Source organism: Paenibacillus sp. FSL K6-2859, assembly GCF_038008265.1.
Classification (GTDB): domain Bacteria; phylum Bacillota; class Bacilli; order Paenibacillales; family Paenibacillaceae; genus Paenibacillus_AQ; species Paenibacillus_AQ nitricinens.
In genome coordinates, this window is record NZ_JBBOYU010000001.1 from 3,976,188 (window position 1) to 3,992,204 (window position 16,017).

The following is a 16,017-nucleotide window of genomic DNA, read 5'->3' on the forward strand; positions in this document are numbered from 1 at the left end:
CGAAATGCATGATTAGATATTTTATCTCACGCAAAAAAGGGCTTCACCACGCCTACAGGCAAGGTAAATCCCTAAATTCGCTAACGTTTTGTTTATCTTAAAACCTGCATCTTATGCTTCCATCAGTGCCGCTGCACCCTCCAGCAGCATCAAGCCGCTGAGCTGGACACTCAGCTGAACCGGTAGCTCTGGTTTCACTTCCCACGATGGACTACAAAGACCTAACTGTTTATCCAGCCCCACTTCCCATAAGCGGTTAGCATTGGCCATTATTACCTCATGAATGCGGGCTGCCTCAGGAGATTCTCTACATATCTGCACGAAATAGCGGATCAGAATCCCTTTAAACAACCCTGTATCATCAATCCCTTCATCAGGAAGCATCAGTGTATCCTTATTGCATAGACGTTCTATACAAGCCTCAGCGGTTCGATTCGCATCTTCCAAGTAGCGGGCGTCACCCGTATTCTTATAGAGCTCAAGGCCAGCACCTAGAAACACACCTTGACAATACGTGAACTCCCAGTCGAAATCGATTTGTCCGTCCCCAAGTCTGTTCATGCCATCCCACACAAAACCTGTAGCCGGATCAACCAAATTCATCTGGTTCCATTCATAAATGCGGAGTGCCCACTCCAGATCTTCCTGTTTATGACAAAGTTCATATAAACGGGCGGCTAGAATGGCAGCGGGCGCATTGGCAGGCGTATTTTTATAGTCGAGCTGATCCTTCTTCCACGCCATTCCCCCACCGAGCTTATCGTTCCAAGCGGTTTTTATATCCGCCCACAGATCAAGTACAGCGCTTAAATAAGCTTCATCACCCGAGACTCTATGAGCACGCAACAACGCCAATGCGGTCCATTCCATATCATCATAATAATTATGCAAGAACGTCCCACCGTTATAGACTTGAAGACTTTGAGTGAGCTCTTTAATTCTCAAGGAATAAGCAGGATCTCCGCTGCGCTCATAACCATCCACAAGAATATCAATGACATGCGCCTGCCACCAATAATAAAAATTCTCGCCCTCAACGTTATACGCTCTGGGATACCATTGGTTCATGATACCCGTCTCAGCATTATAATAATTGCGCTCTATACATTGTTGGAACCATTCCGCCCGTTCCTTCCAGTTGATCATCTCCAGCGTTTCCTTCGGTTGTGTCATAAATAGATCACCTCAGACCTGTTCCTTAGTCAATTCGCTCATTTTCTCCAGTAACTTGATCGCACTGAGTTGGGAACTTAGCTGGATGACACCATTGGATGCCGAAGTCCAATCTGTACCGAACAAGACTGCGTCAACGGACTTCCCTTGTTCCCAGAGACATTCAGCATTTGTACGCAGGAAATCAACAGCTTCAACTGCTGTAAAGTCCATCTTGACCCATTCTGCTGTATAGCGGATCAAGATCCCTTTAAACAGTCCTGCGTCACCATTCCCTTCGTCAGGAAGAACACCGCCCTGAGGTTCAGCGAGCTCACGGGCAGCAGAAGTAAAGGTTTGGCGAGCATCATCCAAATAACCCTGCCCTTTAGTGATACGATACAGCTCTACTGCTGCACCAATATAGATACCTTGGTTGTAGGAGTATTTCCAATCCTTATCAATCAAGCCATCGCCTGTTCGATTCATGCCATCCCATACAAATCCCGTCTCCGGGTCTACGAGATGCCCTTTTTGCCAGTTGTATATTTTTAGCGCCCAGTCGAGATCCTCAGCTTCTCCAAAAGCTTGATACAACCGCGCTGCAAGAATAGCAGCAGGTGCGTTGGCAGGTGTATTTTTATAATCTAACTGTGTCTTCTGCCAAGCGATCCCACCACCCATATGCTCATTCCAGCCGGTCTGGATGTCTTTCCATAGAAGAAGGGTTGTTTCTTTATAAACTTCTAGTCCTGTTGCCTCATATGCACGCAGCCATGCAAGAGCCATCCATTCCATATCATCATACAGCTCATTAGGCCACACTCCCCCATTCCGCTTAAGAAGACCTGTGTGAAGCGCAGCAAGCCTTTCGGCGTACCGTTTCTCTCCAGTTCGCAGTAATCCATCTACGAGTACATCCACGGCATGAGCCATCCACCAATAATGAAAAATCGTATTGCATGCTCCGTTTGGACATGGTGTTTCGATATTATACATTTTGATTGCTTCATTCCAGAATAACGTATCCAACGCTTCCTGCGCTTGATTCGCCCGTTCCTCCCAAACCCCAATCTCCAATTTGTTCATTTAGACGCTCTCCCTATTCCGATCTTATAGACCTGTCATTTTGTCGAGATTCAAATAGTTATTATTGCCCTTGGCCGTATCATAGCCGATCTCAATCGAATTATAGCCAGCGTTCAAAGGTACATTCAGCGTGACCGTATTCCAATTACTCCAGCCGCCTGTGCTTGTAAAAATCAAATTATTACTTATGACCGTTCCGTTCACTTTGACATACCGTCCAGCATTCCCAGCTCCTGCTGCATAACGGAAGCTAATTGTCCGCGTACTTGCACTGTTCTGATTCACATGGAATTCTATCCGCGTATTATTGGTGTTCCAACCCGCCGTATAACCTCTTCCAGTAAATCCCGGCTGTGAGGATTCATTATTGATGCCATATAATCTTGCATTCTCAGCATCATAAATGCCATTCCCAGCTATAGGCCCGGTGTAATTATCCGCAGGGACAAGCTGTAGAATAGACGCGCCTGCTCCAGCAGCGATACTCTGGATGTAACCACTCCGAGCGGGTGCAGTCCAGTCACTGTCAATAATGCCATCCGATGCCCGGCGATGATTAAAAGCCTGTGTAGCGTTTTGCTGCAAAAAGTTTAAGTAGGATGTGTTACCTGTGGCTAATCTCAACTGGTTCAAATTGCGGGCGAATACCATTTTAAAGCCCGGCGAATCGTTCTCGCCCTCGTACATCAAGGAATAAGAAAGCGTCATCTTATCCATCACATAAGCTGCGGCGGTATGTGCATCGGTCAAGTAAGAACTAGTCCCTGTCGCCTGATTCATCGCCAGAGCAGCCCCCAAGAAGGTTCCATAGTTATAGGTAAAATCCCAGTCCACGACCGTTCCCGAACCACTGCCTTCCACATGATCATTCACTTTACTTCCGTTAACAAGCCTGCTTTTAATCCAGGTGTACATCGTTTGTGCTTTCGATAAGTAATCCGCATTTCCAGTCGCAGTCTTGAGCTTGATGGCTGTCATGATCATCGGAGCGTTTGTAGCCATATTTTTCTGAGGTGAGGTCCCATCTCTCTTCCACCATATCCCGCCACCATAGGTCGAATCCCAATCGCTCCAGATTTGGTCAAATAGAAAAGAGGCTCGGTTGCGGTATTCAGCAGTGCCTGTAATCTCGTAAGCACGCATACAAGCCAAGGCCCACCAACCTAAGTCATCATTGAAATCATTGAGCATCATATCGGGATACTTCGCATTAAATCCAGTATAGATATCATCGATCATCGTTCGATACGTGCTACTGCCCGTTCTCTCATACGCGTCCATGACCGTCTCCCATAACTGGGCCTCCCACCAAAAATCGGTATACAGCCCACCGTTTGGACCACTAGCATGTTCGGAATGAATAAGATGGTCGCTGTTTGTGTAGAAATATTTTGCAGATGCATCATAGAAAGTATTAACAAAGCTATTCATAGCCGTATCGGCATTGGCCGCCGTAAACGCATCCGCTCGCTGATATCCACTAAAAGGGGCAATAAGCAAAACCGCCGCCAACGCGCCACGTGCGAATAACGACGTTTTCTTCAAGGCCTTCAACACAAACATCATCTCCCCGATAGGTTATGAAGCCCTTAACCCTTAATCCCGCTGAACGCTATCCCCTGTACAAAATAACGCTGAAGCGCTAAAAACAGCACCAGTATCGGTATGATCGCTACCAACGCTCCAGCCATCATTGGACCATAATCGGTTTGGAAATTATACGAAAAGGCTTGAAGCCCCATTTGAATCGTCGCCTTGTCCGGGTCATTCAGCACAATCATTGGCCATAGGAAACTATTCCATCCCGCTTGAAAAGTGAAAATACTTAGGGTAGCAAGTGCAGGTTTCGTCAGCGGCAAGTAAATGCGCCAAAAGATTTTAAATTCTCCACAACCCTCGATTCGGGCCATTTCCATCATGTCGCTAGGCAGTGTAAGGAAAAATTGCCGCATAAAGAACACCGCAAAGGTTCCGGAGGCTCCCGGCAGAATAATCCCCCAGAAGGAGTTCATCAATCCGTTTCCACCGTTTCCAAAAATATCATTGCCTCCGAAGAGCGGAAGATGACGCATGACATAAACAGTCGGGATCATCGTCACAATGCCCGGGATCATCATCGCTGCTAGCAACACGCGGAATATCGGTTTATTGAGCTTAAATTTCAGCTTCGCGAACGCGTAACCACTGAGGGAACCGAAGAACAAATTCGCCAGCACACCAGCCACAGCAAGCACAAGTGAATTCCAGAAAAATAGGGCAAACGGAACCGTTGTGAACGCTTTGCGGTAATGCTCAAAGGTTATATGTGATGGAAACCATCGAATCGGCATGGCGAATATTTCTTCGTCCGGCTTCAGGGATGTAAGTACGCTCCAATAAAAGGGAAGGAACATTACAATTGCAATAACAATGCAGGCTATATAATAAATTGATTTACTTATGTTTCTTTTTAGTAGCGATCCTCCGCTATTATCCATACCTTAAACCTCCTTCTCCTCGGCAAGCCCACCCTATACAATGGGCTCTTCCGCCTTTGAGATCCGCATGTTAATTAATGAGAAAATGAGAATAGCCACAGCAAGCACAAATGCCTGTGCCGACGCATACCCCATTTGCAGCTGATTGAAGCCCTGCTGATAGATCAGATAGACTGGAGTCTTCGTCATATTCGCCGGACCTCCCTGCGTTAGCACAAAAGCCTGATCAAATAACTGCAGAGCACCAATAATAGCCATCGTACTGACTAAAAAGGTCGTTGGTCGTAGCTGCGGCCATGTAATATACCGGAAACAATCGAGCTTATTGGCTCCATCTAACCTTGCGGATTCATAAAGATAATCAGGCACGCCTTGCAGACCTGCTAAATAAATAATCATATTCGAGCCTACCGACTGCCATAATGTGAGCATGATAATCGACAGCATCGCCGTCCGAGTCTCGGATAACCAAGCGGGTCCAGTTAAACCTACATAAGACAACAACCCATTAACTAATCCGAATTCAGGATGTAAAAGCCAAATCCAAACGGTAGCCGCAGCAACTGCGGATGTAAGTGTTGGAAGATAATTCAACGTGCGGAACAATTTCACCCCGCGCCATGTGCGACTAAGCAGAATCGCAAGTAATAACGAAATAATGATATTTAATGGGACGAAAACAATCGAATACAGAAATACATTTTGGAATGTTTTCCACAGCAGACTGTCCTCTAATAATCGACGATAGTTATCAAAACCGATCCAGTCGTTTCTACTGAGCACATCATAGTTAGTGAAACTTAGATATAATGCCATGAACACGGGGATCACCGTGAATACTGTAAACAGCAACACCGTGGGTGTAATGAACAAATAAGCCGTCCGCGCCTGATGTTTTTCAAGTCTTCTGATAGAAGCCATTAGCTCCCCCTCCTAAGCAAAAGGGAGGCAGAACCTCCCCATCGCTTCTAATGTCTTACTTCACTGCCTCATTATCCTTAAGCATCTTGTCGCCCTCTTCTTGAGATTTCTTCAAGGTTTCTTCAATGCTCATCTTGTTTTGCTGATTGAGCTGCAAATTAGGTGCCAACGCATCGGTCTCCATCACAGAATAACCTGGGTGATTTGGACGGACCTTAGCAAACTCCAATGTTTCAAGAAACGGCTGCCATTTGGGATCATCCTTGAAGAACGGATCTTCCATGGACGGCTTAAAGCCCGGCAAATTCAGACTGGTCTTAGCCCAGAGCAGCGCATTATCTTTGTTCGCCGTCCACCATTTGATGAATTCCCATGCTTCATCCTTATGTTTAGAACCTTCTGGAATCACTAGACCAAATCCGCCCATCACGCTACCTTTATCGCCATTCGGTCCTGCGGGTGGGGGAACGATACCATAATCGAGATCTTTACCATATTTGTTATAGGTGCTGAGCATCCACGGACCCGAATACAGCATAGCCACTTTCCCCGTAACAAAAGCATCTTGCCCTTCGCCAAGTCCAAGTTCAAAACCTACTTTATAGACCTTATCCTTGTTCATCAGGCGATCCCAGAACTCAAGCACCTGCTTCCCTTGCTCGTTATTAAAGTTGGTCTTCCCATCCTCAGTGAGCATGGTGCCACCAGCCTGTTGAAGATACATATTAAAGAGTCCTAAATCACCCATAGAGAACCCTGCTGTCTCCAATTTGCTGCCATTCCATTTGGTCAGTTTAGTGGCTGCTGTTTCTAGCTCATCCCACGTGGTTGGAGGCTGAAGCCCTGCATCTGCGAGCAGTTTCTTATTATAGAAAAGAGCGCGTGCATCTACCGTAAGGGGCAAACCATATAATTTATCATCATAGGAGAGTTCACGAAGCGATTCAGCGTAGAAATCATCTTTGGAAAGGCCATCACGCGTTAAGTATTCGTCCACTGGATGCAGCACGTTCTTAGGGGCATACAGCGAAGTTCTCCAGCGATCCCAAAACAGTACATCTGGAGTGCCGCCATTCGTTGCTGAAGTCAGAAATTTCGTAATCATATCTTGCTGTAACACGTATTTCACATGGATCTTATCCTGCGATTTATTAAAAGCATCCACCATGGTCTCGAATTGCTTCTGCCCTTCTCCGCCCCAATCGCCCCAAAAGGTAAGCTCCGTTTTCTTCCCATCACTACTCCCAGGTTTACTTGCATTTCCTGTTCCTTTATCAGTAGATTCGTTTGTACCCCCGCAGCCTGCAACAAGAGATGTAGTCATAACCAGTGCAAGCATGGTAACCAGCCATTTTTTCATATTCTCTATCCCCTTTAGCGTTGATAATAACAACCTTGCAAATATCAGCTTCGCTTAACCTGCAAACCGCAACGCATGAGCACCAGCTCGCAGAATATCATATTGGCCCAAGAGAACCATGGACGAGTATATTCGTCTGGATGATCCACATGGAATCCTTCATGCATAAATCCGGTTCCGGCATCCGTCTTCTCCAGCAGATGGAGCAAATATTCCTGTTCTTCTATGCTAGTAGATGTCATGCCCTGAATCGCTAAAGCTATAGGCCAGATGTAACGTGGTGGCGTATGCGGACTTCCAATACCTGAAGCCATCTTGCCTTCAAAGAAATAAGGATTTGTTTCACTTAAAATAAGACGACGGGTATTCTGGTAGATCGGATCATCAGCACTCACATAACCTAAATAGGGGATAGAAAGTAGACTCGGCACATTGGCATCATCCATAAAATTCACTTGTCCCAAACCATCTACTTCATAGGCATAAACTGACCCATACTCTGGGTGGTCTACGATTCCATACTGGCGTATTCCTTCATTAATTTGTTCAGAAAGTCTTCTGGCTTTCAATTCCAGTTCTTGATCCTTTAGAATCTCTCTGGCAATTTCACACACATACTCTAAAACAACCACAGCGAACATATTGGCAGGAACCAAATACCCGTATTCACAGGCATCGTCGCTAGGACGAAATCCAGACCAAGTCATTCCGGTATAAGCTGTCAACGTCCCCTTTCCTTCACGTACTAATGTATCCGTAGATGGACAGTTCAGGCGTTGAAAAAGATAGTTGGAATCGCTCTCATGTTTCTGTTCGGTAGTCCATAATGCAATGATTCTTTCTACACCCTTAACAAATGAATCATTGAACTGACTAGTTCGGCCCGTATTCTTCCAGAGCAGATAACCCAGTTGGATCGGATAGCATAACGAATCAATCTCATATTTTCTTTCCCATACTCCTGGGCTCATCTCCGTTAGATCCTCCTGATGACCATTCCCATTTTCCTCTTCATTAAACGCGTTCGCATAAGGGTCAAGCTGGATGCAGGCGAATTGTCTTTGTACAAGTCCCTCAATCATGTCGGCAATATCTTCATCCTCGGAAGCAAGGATTAGGAAAGGTCTAACCTGAGCGGCCGAGTCCCGCAGCCACATCGCTGGGATATCTCCGGTAATGACAAAAGTGGTACCATTCGCCATTCGTTTCAACGTTGTATTCCAGGTATTAGCCATACATTTCTCGAACATCTCTGCTAGTTTTGGACGATCATTCAGCTGGACCTTTACATTAGATGCCAGTTTCTTCATCGACTCAGGGATTTCTCTGGTTGCTTTCAGTTATAATACCCCCTTTTTTCTTTTTCCTTTGAAGCGCTTTCACAAATTAGTATATTGTCATGTAGTTAGTATGTCAATATGTTTATTTATAAATAATGATATATCAATAGTTATGTAATGATAAACATCTATCTAAAACAAACAAAAAACCTATCCCAAAAGATAGGTTTTCATAGCAACTAATTTATGGATAATCGTATAAAATTATTTAGAATTGGATGATTTAGCAGGACCTGTGGATTCACCAGAAATCAACTTAGCTTCCAGCATTATCTTGTTCGATACAGCCTGGCCGTTCATAATTTGCAATACATTTTCAACTGCGAGTCGCCCCATTTCTTCTTCATTCTGCCGCAAATGAGTGAACGAATAACCCGAGCCGAGGGGAGTTGGCGGACTATCAAAGCAAATGATCGAAATATCCCCCGGAATCTGCAGCCCAAGCCGTTCAACCGCAGTTCTAGCCAGCAGAGCAATATTATATTCCACAGCAAAAAGCGCCGTTATTGTTGGATTCTCTTGTATATGAGAAACCAGCCGTGAGATATCGTGTTCAATATTTGCATCATTAAAGGAATTAGGTAATGTTGAAGTTAAATCACTAACCCACAACCCTTTATCTACAGCTATCCCCCGCTCCGCATGCGCTTGAATAAATCCCTCCACCCGCTCCTCAAGAGCTGTCGTATCCGCTGGAGGCGGAGAGAGGAAAGAGATATGAGTATGCCCGAGATCAAATAAATACTCCGTCCCTTTAAGTGCAGCCTGTATGTTATCCGTGCCTATCGAAGCAGCAGCTACTCCTTTCAGATGGCGATCTACCAAAACTAAAGGGAAGCGCCCAATCACCAATTTTAGAATCTCAGCATTAAAAAATTCGCCTTGAGCCGGAAAAACAATCAGACCATCTACACCTAGGCTAAGCAACTTCTGAATAGACTGTTCCTCGTTCTCTGGTACGCCAAATGTTCTTCGTAGAACGAGGAAGCAATCATTATCACGGGAAGCCTGTTCCATCCCATAAATCAAGCCTGTTCCATAACTGTTGCCAAAGTCGGTAATAATCAGACCAATCGTTTTTTCCTCATGATTAAAGGAATTAAAAACAGTCCCGTCGGAGATCGTCTCAGAAGACATAGCTGAATCTAAGTAGTCAACTGCCGGATCAGCCACAAACGAACCCCTTCCCGGTTTTCTCACAATCAAATGCTCGGCGGCTAACATTTCCAGAGCTTTTTTACTCGTAATCCGACTTACATTATAGGTTTCGGCCAGCTCTTTTTCTGAAGGAACTCGCTCCCCTTGTCCATAGGATTTATTAACAATAAGCTGCTTTACTTCATCAAATATTTTTTCATACATCGGTTTGGATGACGTTGTCTCATTCATAACTTTCGTTATCTCCTGACTCTAATTTTTTCATCTTTATACATAATAATATATCATGATATATTAAGTTTGTCGACATTTGAACGGAAGCAGGTAAAAAAAGAGGGAGGAAGGAAGTATAGCTTAAAGTGGAAAAATTCTAAGATTCGTATAGAAACAGAGATAAGGGGCTGTCCCAAAAGCCAAGTAATGGCTTCGGGGACGCCTCCTTTTTTTGAGTCGGATCAACGTGTGCACTTAAGTGGACGCTGCATGAACGGACCGTTGTTTAAGCGGGAATTGACTCTTGTATCCTTTAAAAACAAACAAAGAAATCGCTCGTTTTGGTAAAATGGAGGTACGACCCAACCCTTCCCAAAGGAGCGATTTCTTTGTACATTCAATATACCATGGACCATCTTTACCTGCCATTGATCCCTTCGGTCGCTGCTCTCGTATATCTGGATGGACCATTTTTTTCTTGATGAGATCTAGTATATTCATAGATAATATCAAACCACACTTCATCTAACAAGTTTTTACACTTTTGTAGATTTGTTCTTTTTTCAAGCATAAAAAGCTTACACAGGTCTATCGTAAATGGCTGTTCAGATTATATAATAGAGATTATCTGGTATAGAAAGGAAGTTGATTTTTTTATGAAATTTGATGATTACCGCTATGAGCGGCCGGATGTAGAGAAATTCAAGCAAGATTTTAACACCCTGCTGAAAGATCTCAACGACACATCACCACTAGAGGTACAAAAAGCTTCCGTCACTGCCATTAACAAGCTTCGCAATGAGTTTGACACGATGCAGACATTGGTTAGCGTTCGTCATTCTATCAACACGACAGATGAATTTTACAAAGCCGAACAAGAATTCATGGACGAAATCGGGCCTGTCGTGCAGGAATACATAACCGACTACTACAAAGCACTCGTACATTCCAAATATAGAGCCGAATTTGAAAAGGAATGGGGTGCGCAGTTACTCCAGCTTGCTGAAGTATCGCTGCGGACGTTTAGTCCGGAAATCATTGAAGATTTACAATTGGAGAATAAACTTTCAACAGAATACTCCCAGCTTATTGCATCTGCCAAGATTCTTTTTGAAGGTGAAGAGCGTACACTGCCTCAACTCGCACCATTCGAATTGTCTACAGACCGTGATATGCGTAAAAGTGCTTCTGAAGCCCGATTTGGTTTTATGTCCGAACACGAGGCTGAATTTGACCGCATCTATGACGAGCTTGTCAAGGTCCGTGACCGCATAGCTAAAAAGCTTGGGTACAGCAACTTTGTTCAGCTTGGTTATGACCGTATGATGCGTACCGACTATAATGCTGAAATGGTTGCTAATTTCCGCAAACAAGTACTTGAATATATCGTACCCGTCTCCCAGCAGTTAAAGAAACGTCAGACTGAACGACTGGGTCTCGATGAATTGAAATATTACGACGAGAACTTTAGCTTTAAGACTGGGAACGCTACACCTAAAGGGGATCCAGACTGGATTGTAGCTAATGGTAAGAAGATGTACAAAGAACTCTCACCTGAAACGGATGAGTTTTTCAACTTCATGCTAGACAATAATCTGGTGGATTTAGTAAGCAAAAAAGGAAAACAAGGCGGCGGATATTGTACCTATTTTAGCCAATACCAAGCCCCTTTTATTTTCTCGAATTTCAACGGAACCTCTGGGGATATTGATGTCTTAACTCACGAAGTGGGTCATGCGTTCCAGGTGTATGAAAGCCGCAATATTAATGTACCAGAATATGCTTTTCCAACCTATGAAGCATGTGAGATTCATTCCATGAGTATGGAATTTTTCGCTTGGCCTTGGATGAATTTGTTCTTTGAGGAAGATGCGGATAAATACCGCTTTAATCACTTATCTGACAGCCTTCAGTTTATTCCTTACGGGGTATCTGTCGATGAATTCCAACATTTTGTTTATAGCAACCCTGACGCAACTCCTGCTGAACGCAAGCAAGCTTGGAGAGACATCGAGAAGAAATACTTACCACATCGTAATTATGAAGGTAACACTTATCTGGAACAAGGGGGGTTCTGGCATAAACAAGGCCATATCTTTGCCTCGCCATTCTACTACATCGACTACACACTAGCTCAGCTATGTGCCTTCCAATTCTGGAAACGTTCGAACGAAGATTTCAAATCTGCTTGGAGCGATTATTTGGAGCTATGCCAAGCTGGTGGAAGCAAGTCCTTTATCAAACTAGTTGAACTAGCGGGTCTGACTTCACCATTTGAAGACGGCTGCATTAGCTCCGTTATTGGGGATATTGAAGGTTGGCTAAACAGCATTAATGATAAAGAGCTTTAATCCATCCTCTGATAAGCTCATCACAAAAAAAGCAATCCTTGCCTTAGGGCTTGGATTGCTTTTTAAAATGGAATGATCCAACTTCACCCATCTATGTTATCGATAACGAATCAATATATCTATAGGGTAACGACCCGCATTGCGGCCATATAAGGCTAAGCCTCTCCCCTCTGTTTGAAGCTCCAAACGGAAAGTACGATTGCGGTCTAGTCTAGCTGCTAACTGCCCCGGTACACTTACTTTACACAGATAGCCGTAAGAGCCCGCCTCATCCAACTTATTCGCTAATGGCTGATAATGCCAAGATAATACACCTCGGCTGTCGGCCGGATCATCCGGCAAATAGAAGGAGCCAATCCGTTGACCTTCTATCAGAACATTCACACATGAAGGATGACGTTCTTCGTCGGTCATATAATACGTATTCGGATTATACTCCACCCTGGCATCAGCACCGTGCATGAGATCAAGTCCCATTTCATTTTGTTTTGCACCTTCAAGATTTCGAGCCAATACTCGCTTTGCGCTGGCTTCGAACATGATTTCGATCTCGCCAATCATCTTTTTCTCCACACCATCTGGAAGAGTTATATCATATGCATAATGGCCTTGCCCAGCCCCATTGATTTTTGCGCACTGAATAGCTTCCCATTGTTGTCCAAAATTGTGTTCTTTATACGCATCCACAGGGATATTAATACAATCTCCATCCCCTTCAAACCTTACACTCTGATTACCGCTTCTAACATCAAACGTAATGAAGTTGCGTGTAATTACCTCATCCTTATTATTTATCAATGAAACTGCCAGCACTGCAACTGCGTCCTGATCAGGCATAAGGACATAAAGAGGAGGTAAATCTGCTACTCCATATCCGTCCCACTCCACTGACATATGCTCACTTTGTGAAACAACTCGTGTTCCCAAATTGTCGTACCAAAGTTCCCATTTTATCTTTAAAAGCTGTCCATGATATTTATCTGAAAAACTGGAACGAAGAAGGGGAACTTTAACTTCAGCCTTTGCGTTTACTGTCTGGCATGGCGGCGCATCGATCACAATGAAGTCCGGCGAATGCAAATCAGAAATCGTCATCCCAGGAACAAAGGCATCATAACCAAAATCTTTATCGCTACCGTCTAACCGATAATAACCATTGAACTCGTTCGTAACATCACGAAATTCGGTAAATACGAAACCACATAGCTTATCATGCCGCCGGAATTCATTCATCATATAGCGATAATGCCATGCTAAATCACTGTCCCCTGCCCCGCCTTCGATACCCCATACGTTTCCACATTCACTGTTCATCAACGGGGCATCAGATTGTACATTACCTCCGATACAGTTAAAGTCTGAACCCGGAAAAGTTTTGTCTACAACCTCATTCAAATGAGATCTAAGCTGATCATAACCATTAATGTAGAAATGCCAAGTATTGATATCAGATTCCACATGATCATAGTTACATGGTGAGTTATCTTCAACGATTCTAGATGGATCCAGCCGTTTTGCCCAATGATATTTTTCCCGAACCCATTCCTGTGTTTCTTTAAGATAGCTGTTCTGCTGCTCTACATCACTCGTCAGACTAGTGTCCTGAGCGTTCGTCTTCAAACCCCATGTCTCGTTAAACATTACCCAAGAAAAAATCGATGGATGATTATAGTCTCGTTCAATAATCTCAAGTGCTTCACATTCATACGCAGCACGTGCTTTTTCATCCGGATTCCCCCAAAAGCAAGGCATGTCCTCCATCACCAAAATACCTAGTTTATCCGCCCAATATAGTTTGCGTGGTTCCTCTGGCTTGATATGAATACGCACAAAGTTCAGTCCCAAACGTTTCATTAGATAGATTTCATCCCGCATGTCTTCATCAGTCGGATAAGTGAAATAGCCCGTTTTGTGATAAGACTGGTCAAGGGTACCGTTTAAATAAATCGGCTTGCCATTAAGGGTAATCCAGCGATAACCACGCTCATCATAGCGTACAGTTTGGATTTCTCGAACTCCGAAATAGGTGCTGACTGTGTCTGTGCCAAAAGATCCGCTAAGCTGTAGTTCGCCTTCGTACAAATAAGGTGTATCTGGACTCCATAACATTGGATCTGTTATATGGATAGAGAGCTTAAATTCATTCTCCCCTGCGGTAAGATCAATGTTCTCAGTATGCAATATAGAATTCTCTGCGAATTTCAGCGTGAACTCTGCCGATCCATTTTCTTGTGCAAAGATTCTTGCAGTCACATTCACTTGCCCATCAATAGTGGTCACAAACTTAGCATCTTTCATATAAGTCTGGGGCCGAGATTCTAGCCATACGGACTGCCAGATTCCGCGAATTTCTCCATAACCTTGTTTGCCACGGGCTTGGTAATCATGATCGAAGTCCTCTACTCTAACGACAATTGTATTGTCTAAATCTTCAACCCAGTACTGAGTAACTTCGAACTCAAATGAACCATATCCACCTTGGTGTGAACCAACATGCACTCCGTTTATCCAAACGTCACATGAATAATCTACTGCCCCGAATCGCAAAAATAGTCGTGTCTGTGAGTCGATAGACTGCCATTTCAAAGTCCGCCGATACCATCCTATCCCTTTATGATCACTGCCAATACCTGATAATGAACTTACCCATGAAAAAGGAACAGTAATCCTCGAACTGTAAGTGATTTCTGAATTGGAATACCAATGTTCGCTAATTCCTTCGTTGCTCGGATCAAAGCTAAATGACCATTCCCCATTCAAATTCATCCATTCGTTGCGCTGCCAATGTGGATGCGGATGTTCGGGACGAGGAATCGGAAGACTCTCAACATTCAGTACGGGAGTTGTCATGATATGAGCACAGCCTTTCAAAATAAGAAGTTGAGCTCATTTTAGCATCAGTATATAAAATTCGCAATGTATATTATAATTTTACAATATATAAACTTCAGTGTACAATATCCTCAACCTATCCTAACGAAAAGGAATATAACCCATGAATGATATTTCGCAAGAAACGATACGCTACCCTGCATCACGCATCTTAGATGTTGCTAAAGCACTTTCTGGAGATGTCAGAGTCCGCATTCTTGAAGCCCTTGGTGACAAGCCTATGAGTGTAAGTCAATTGGCCGAGACACTTGGTGTAGCTCAACCTACAATTTCAATCAATGTACAGACCCTTGAGCAAGTTAACTTAATCTCATCTACACAAGGTGCAAATCGTGAGAAAATATGCGCGGTCACCTGCCGATCCATCCATCTCGATCTTCCTTCGAAGTTAGGTGATGGTCTGCATCAAACGGAAGAACTACATATGCCCATCGGGATGTTCTCCCACTGCTCTATTCAACCCTCTTGTGGTATGGCAGGAAAAGACGGCGGAGTCATCGGTTCTCAGGATGATCCTCGGGTATTCTACATGCCGGAAAGAGTTGATGCATCTCTCTTATGGTTCGCTGACTCTGGCTATGTCGAATACTATTTTGCTAATCCACTACCCCCAGGTGTCGAGCTTGATGAGATCCGGATTTCTGCTGAGGTTTGTTCTGAAGCACCTGCATTCCGAGAAGATTGGGCAAGTGACATCACATTAACTATAAACGACTTACATGTCGGTACTTGGACTTGTCCATCAGATTTCGGTAACCGGAAAGGAAAGTTAACACCCGAACGTTGGAAGAGTGGTACAGAATATGGAATGCTGACAGAGTGGAGTACCTCAGAACAGGGTAGCAAAATAAATGGAATTGCTTCTTCCCCTACTACAATTAGCTCACTAAAGCTGGCATTCAATGAGCCCATTCGAGTACGCTTTGAGATTCGCGAGGATGCCCCCAATAGACGAGGCCTGAATTTATTCGGAAGTGGTTTCGGAGACTACTCACAGGATATTATCCTGTCGTTTGTGCGTCGTTCAGTATCGGGTACATGATAACACGGAAGAATTGTACACC

11 protein-coding genes are annotated in these 16,017 nt (G+C 44.1%); 2 read left to right on the forward strand and 9 right to left on the reverse strand.

Translation table 11 applies throughout. The annotated features are described in order from the left end of the window. Positions 1 to 111: 111 nt before the first annotated feature. The 8 genes from MHB64_RS17785 to MHB64_RS17820 all read right to left on the reverse strand — a co-directional run bounded on the left by MHB64_RS17785 (position 112) and on the right by MHB64_RS17820 (position 9,728). Positions 112 to 1,173 (reverse strand): glycoside hydrolase family 76 protein, encoded by a 1,062-nt coding sequence (locus tag MHB64_RS17785; RefSeq protein ID WP_341135039.1) that lies wholly within the window; start codon positions 1,171 to 1,173, stop codon positions 112 to 114. A gap of 12 nt (positions 1,174 to 1,185) precedes the next feature. Continuing rightward, positions 1,186 to 2,241 carry a glycoside hydrolase family 76 protein gene (locus MHB64_RS17790; RefSeq protein ID WP_341135040.1) on the reverse strand — a complete coding sequence of 352 codons (1,056 nt, stop codon included), beginning with the start codon at positions 2,239 to 2,241 and terminating at the stop codon, positions 1,186 to 1,188. Positions 2,242 to 2,265: 24 nt separating this feature from the next. Next, positions 2,266 to 3,798, reverse strand: coding sequence for a glycoside hydrolase family 76 protein (locus MHB64_RS17795; RefSeq protein ID WP_341135041.1), 1,533 nt, complete (start codon positions 3,796 to 3,798; stop codon positions 2,266 to 2,268). Positions 3,799 to 3,830: 32 nt separating this feature from the next. Then, positions 3,831 to 4,718, reverse strand: a complete 888-nt coding sequence (locus MHB64_RS17800; protein WP_094868864.1) for a carbohydrate ABC transporter permease — start codon at positions 4,716 to 4,718, stop codon at positions 3,831 to 3,833. 33 nt (positions 4,719 to 4,751) lie between these two features. Continuing rightward, a complete protein-coding gene (locus MHB64_RS17805) occupies positions 4,752 to 5,639 on the reverse strand; it encodes a carbohydrate ABC transporter permease (protein WP_341135042.1) in 888 nt (295 codons plus the stop codon). A 55-nt stretch (positions 5,640 to 5,694) separates the two neighbouring features. Then, a complete protein-coding gene (locus MHB64_RS17810; RefSeq protein ID WP_341135043.1) occupies positions 5,695 to 6,999 on the reverse strand; it encodes an ABC transporter substrate-binding protein in 1,305 nt (434 codons plus the stop codon). A 44-nt stretch (positions 7,000 to 7,043) separates the two neighbouring features. Next, the gene (locus MHB64_RS17815) at positions 7,044 to 8,309 is read right to left on the reverse strand and encodes a glycoside hydrolase family 125 protein (protein ID WP_341135044.1); all 1,266 of its coding nucleotides are present in this window, start codon (positions 8,307 to 8,309) and stop codon (positions 7,044 to 7,046) included. 234 nt (positions 8,310 to 8,543) lie between these two features. Beyond that, a complete protein-coding gene (locus MHB64_RS17820; protein ID WP_094875214.1) occupies positions 8,544 to 9,728 on the reverse strand; it encodes a GntR family transcriptional regulator in 1,185 nt (394 codons plus the stop codon). A 638-nt stretch (positions 9,729 to 10,366) separates the two neighbouring features. On the opposite strand from MHB64_RS17820, the gene MHB64_RS17825 reads away from it, so the two are divergent. After that, the gene (locus MHB64_RS17825) at positions 10,367 to 12,061 is read left to right on the forward strand and encodes a M3 family oligoendopeptidase (RefSeq protein WP_094868858.1); all 1,695 of its coding nucleotides are present in this window, start codon (positions 10,367 to 10,369) and stop codon (positions 12,059 to 12,061) included. A 96-nt stretch (positions 12,062 to 12,157) separates the two neighbouring features. Here MHB64_RS17825 and MHB64_RS17830 read toward each other — a convergent pair whose 3' ends face one another. Beyond that, the gene (locus tag MHB64_RS17830) at positions 12,158 to 14,911 is read right to left on the reverse strand and encodes a glycoside hydrolase family 2 protein (protein WP_094875215.1); all 2,754 of its coding nucleotides are present in this window, start codon (positions 14,909 to 14,911) and stop codon (positions 12,158 to 12,160) included. 145 nt (positions 14,912 to 15,056) lie between these two features. On the opposite strand from MHB64_RS17830, the gene MHB64_RS17835 reads away from it, so the two are divergent. Then, the gene (locus MHB64_RS17835) at positions 15,057 to 15,995 is read left to right on the forward strand and encodes an ArsR/SmtB family transcription factor (protein ID WP_341135045.1); all 939 of its coding nucleotides are present in this window, start codon (positions 15,057 to 15,059) and stop codon (positions 15,993 to 15,995) included. The last annotated feature ends 22 nt before the right edge of the window (positions 15,996 to 16,017 follow it).

Excerpts from the sequence above, each read along its gene's own strand:
- MHB64_RS17820 (WP_094875214.1), bottom strand. The coding sequence starts at position 9,728 with ATGAATGAGACAACGTCATCCAAACCGATGTATGAAAAAATATTTGAT.
- MHB64_RS17810 (WP_341135043.1), bottom strand. The coding sequence starts at position 6,999 with ATGAAAAAATGGCTGGTTACCATGCTTGCACTGGTTATGACTACATCT.
- MHB64_RS17790 (WP_341135040.1), bottom strand. The coding sequence starts at position 2,241 with ATGAACAAATTGGAGATTGGGGTTTGGGAGGAACGGGCGAATCAAGCG.
- MHB64_RS17800 (WP_094868864.1), bottom strand. The coding sequence starts at position 4,718 with ATGGATAATAGCGGAGGATCGCTACTAAAAAGAAACATAAGTAAATCA.
- MHB64_RS17835 (WP_341135045.1), top strand. The coding sequence starts at position 15,057 with ATGAATGATATTTCGCAAGAAACGATACGCTACCCTGCATCACGCATC.
- MHB64_RS17815 (WP_341135044.1), bottom strand. The coding sequence starts at position 8,309 with ATGAAGAAACTGGCATCTAATGTAAAGGTCCAGCTGAATGATCGTCCA.
- MHB64_RS17825 (WP_094868858.1), top strand. The coding sequence starts at position 10,367 with ATGAAATTTGATGATTACCGCTATGAGCGGCCGGATGTAGAGAAATTC.
- MHB64_RS17805 (WP_341135042.1), bottom strand. The coding sequence starts at position 5,639 with ATGGCTTCTATCAGAAGACTTGAAAAACATCAGGCGCGGACGGCTTAT.
- MHB64_RS17830 (WP_094875215.1), bottom strand. The coding sequence starts at position 14,911 with ATGACAACTCCCGTACTGAATGTTGAGAGTCTTCCGATTCCTCGTCCC.
- MHB64_RS17785 (WP_341135039.1), bottom strand. The coding sequence starts at position 1,173 with ATGACACAACCGAAGGAAACGCTGGAGATGATCAACTGGAAGGAACGG.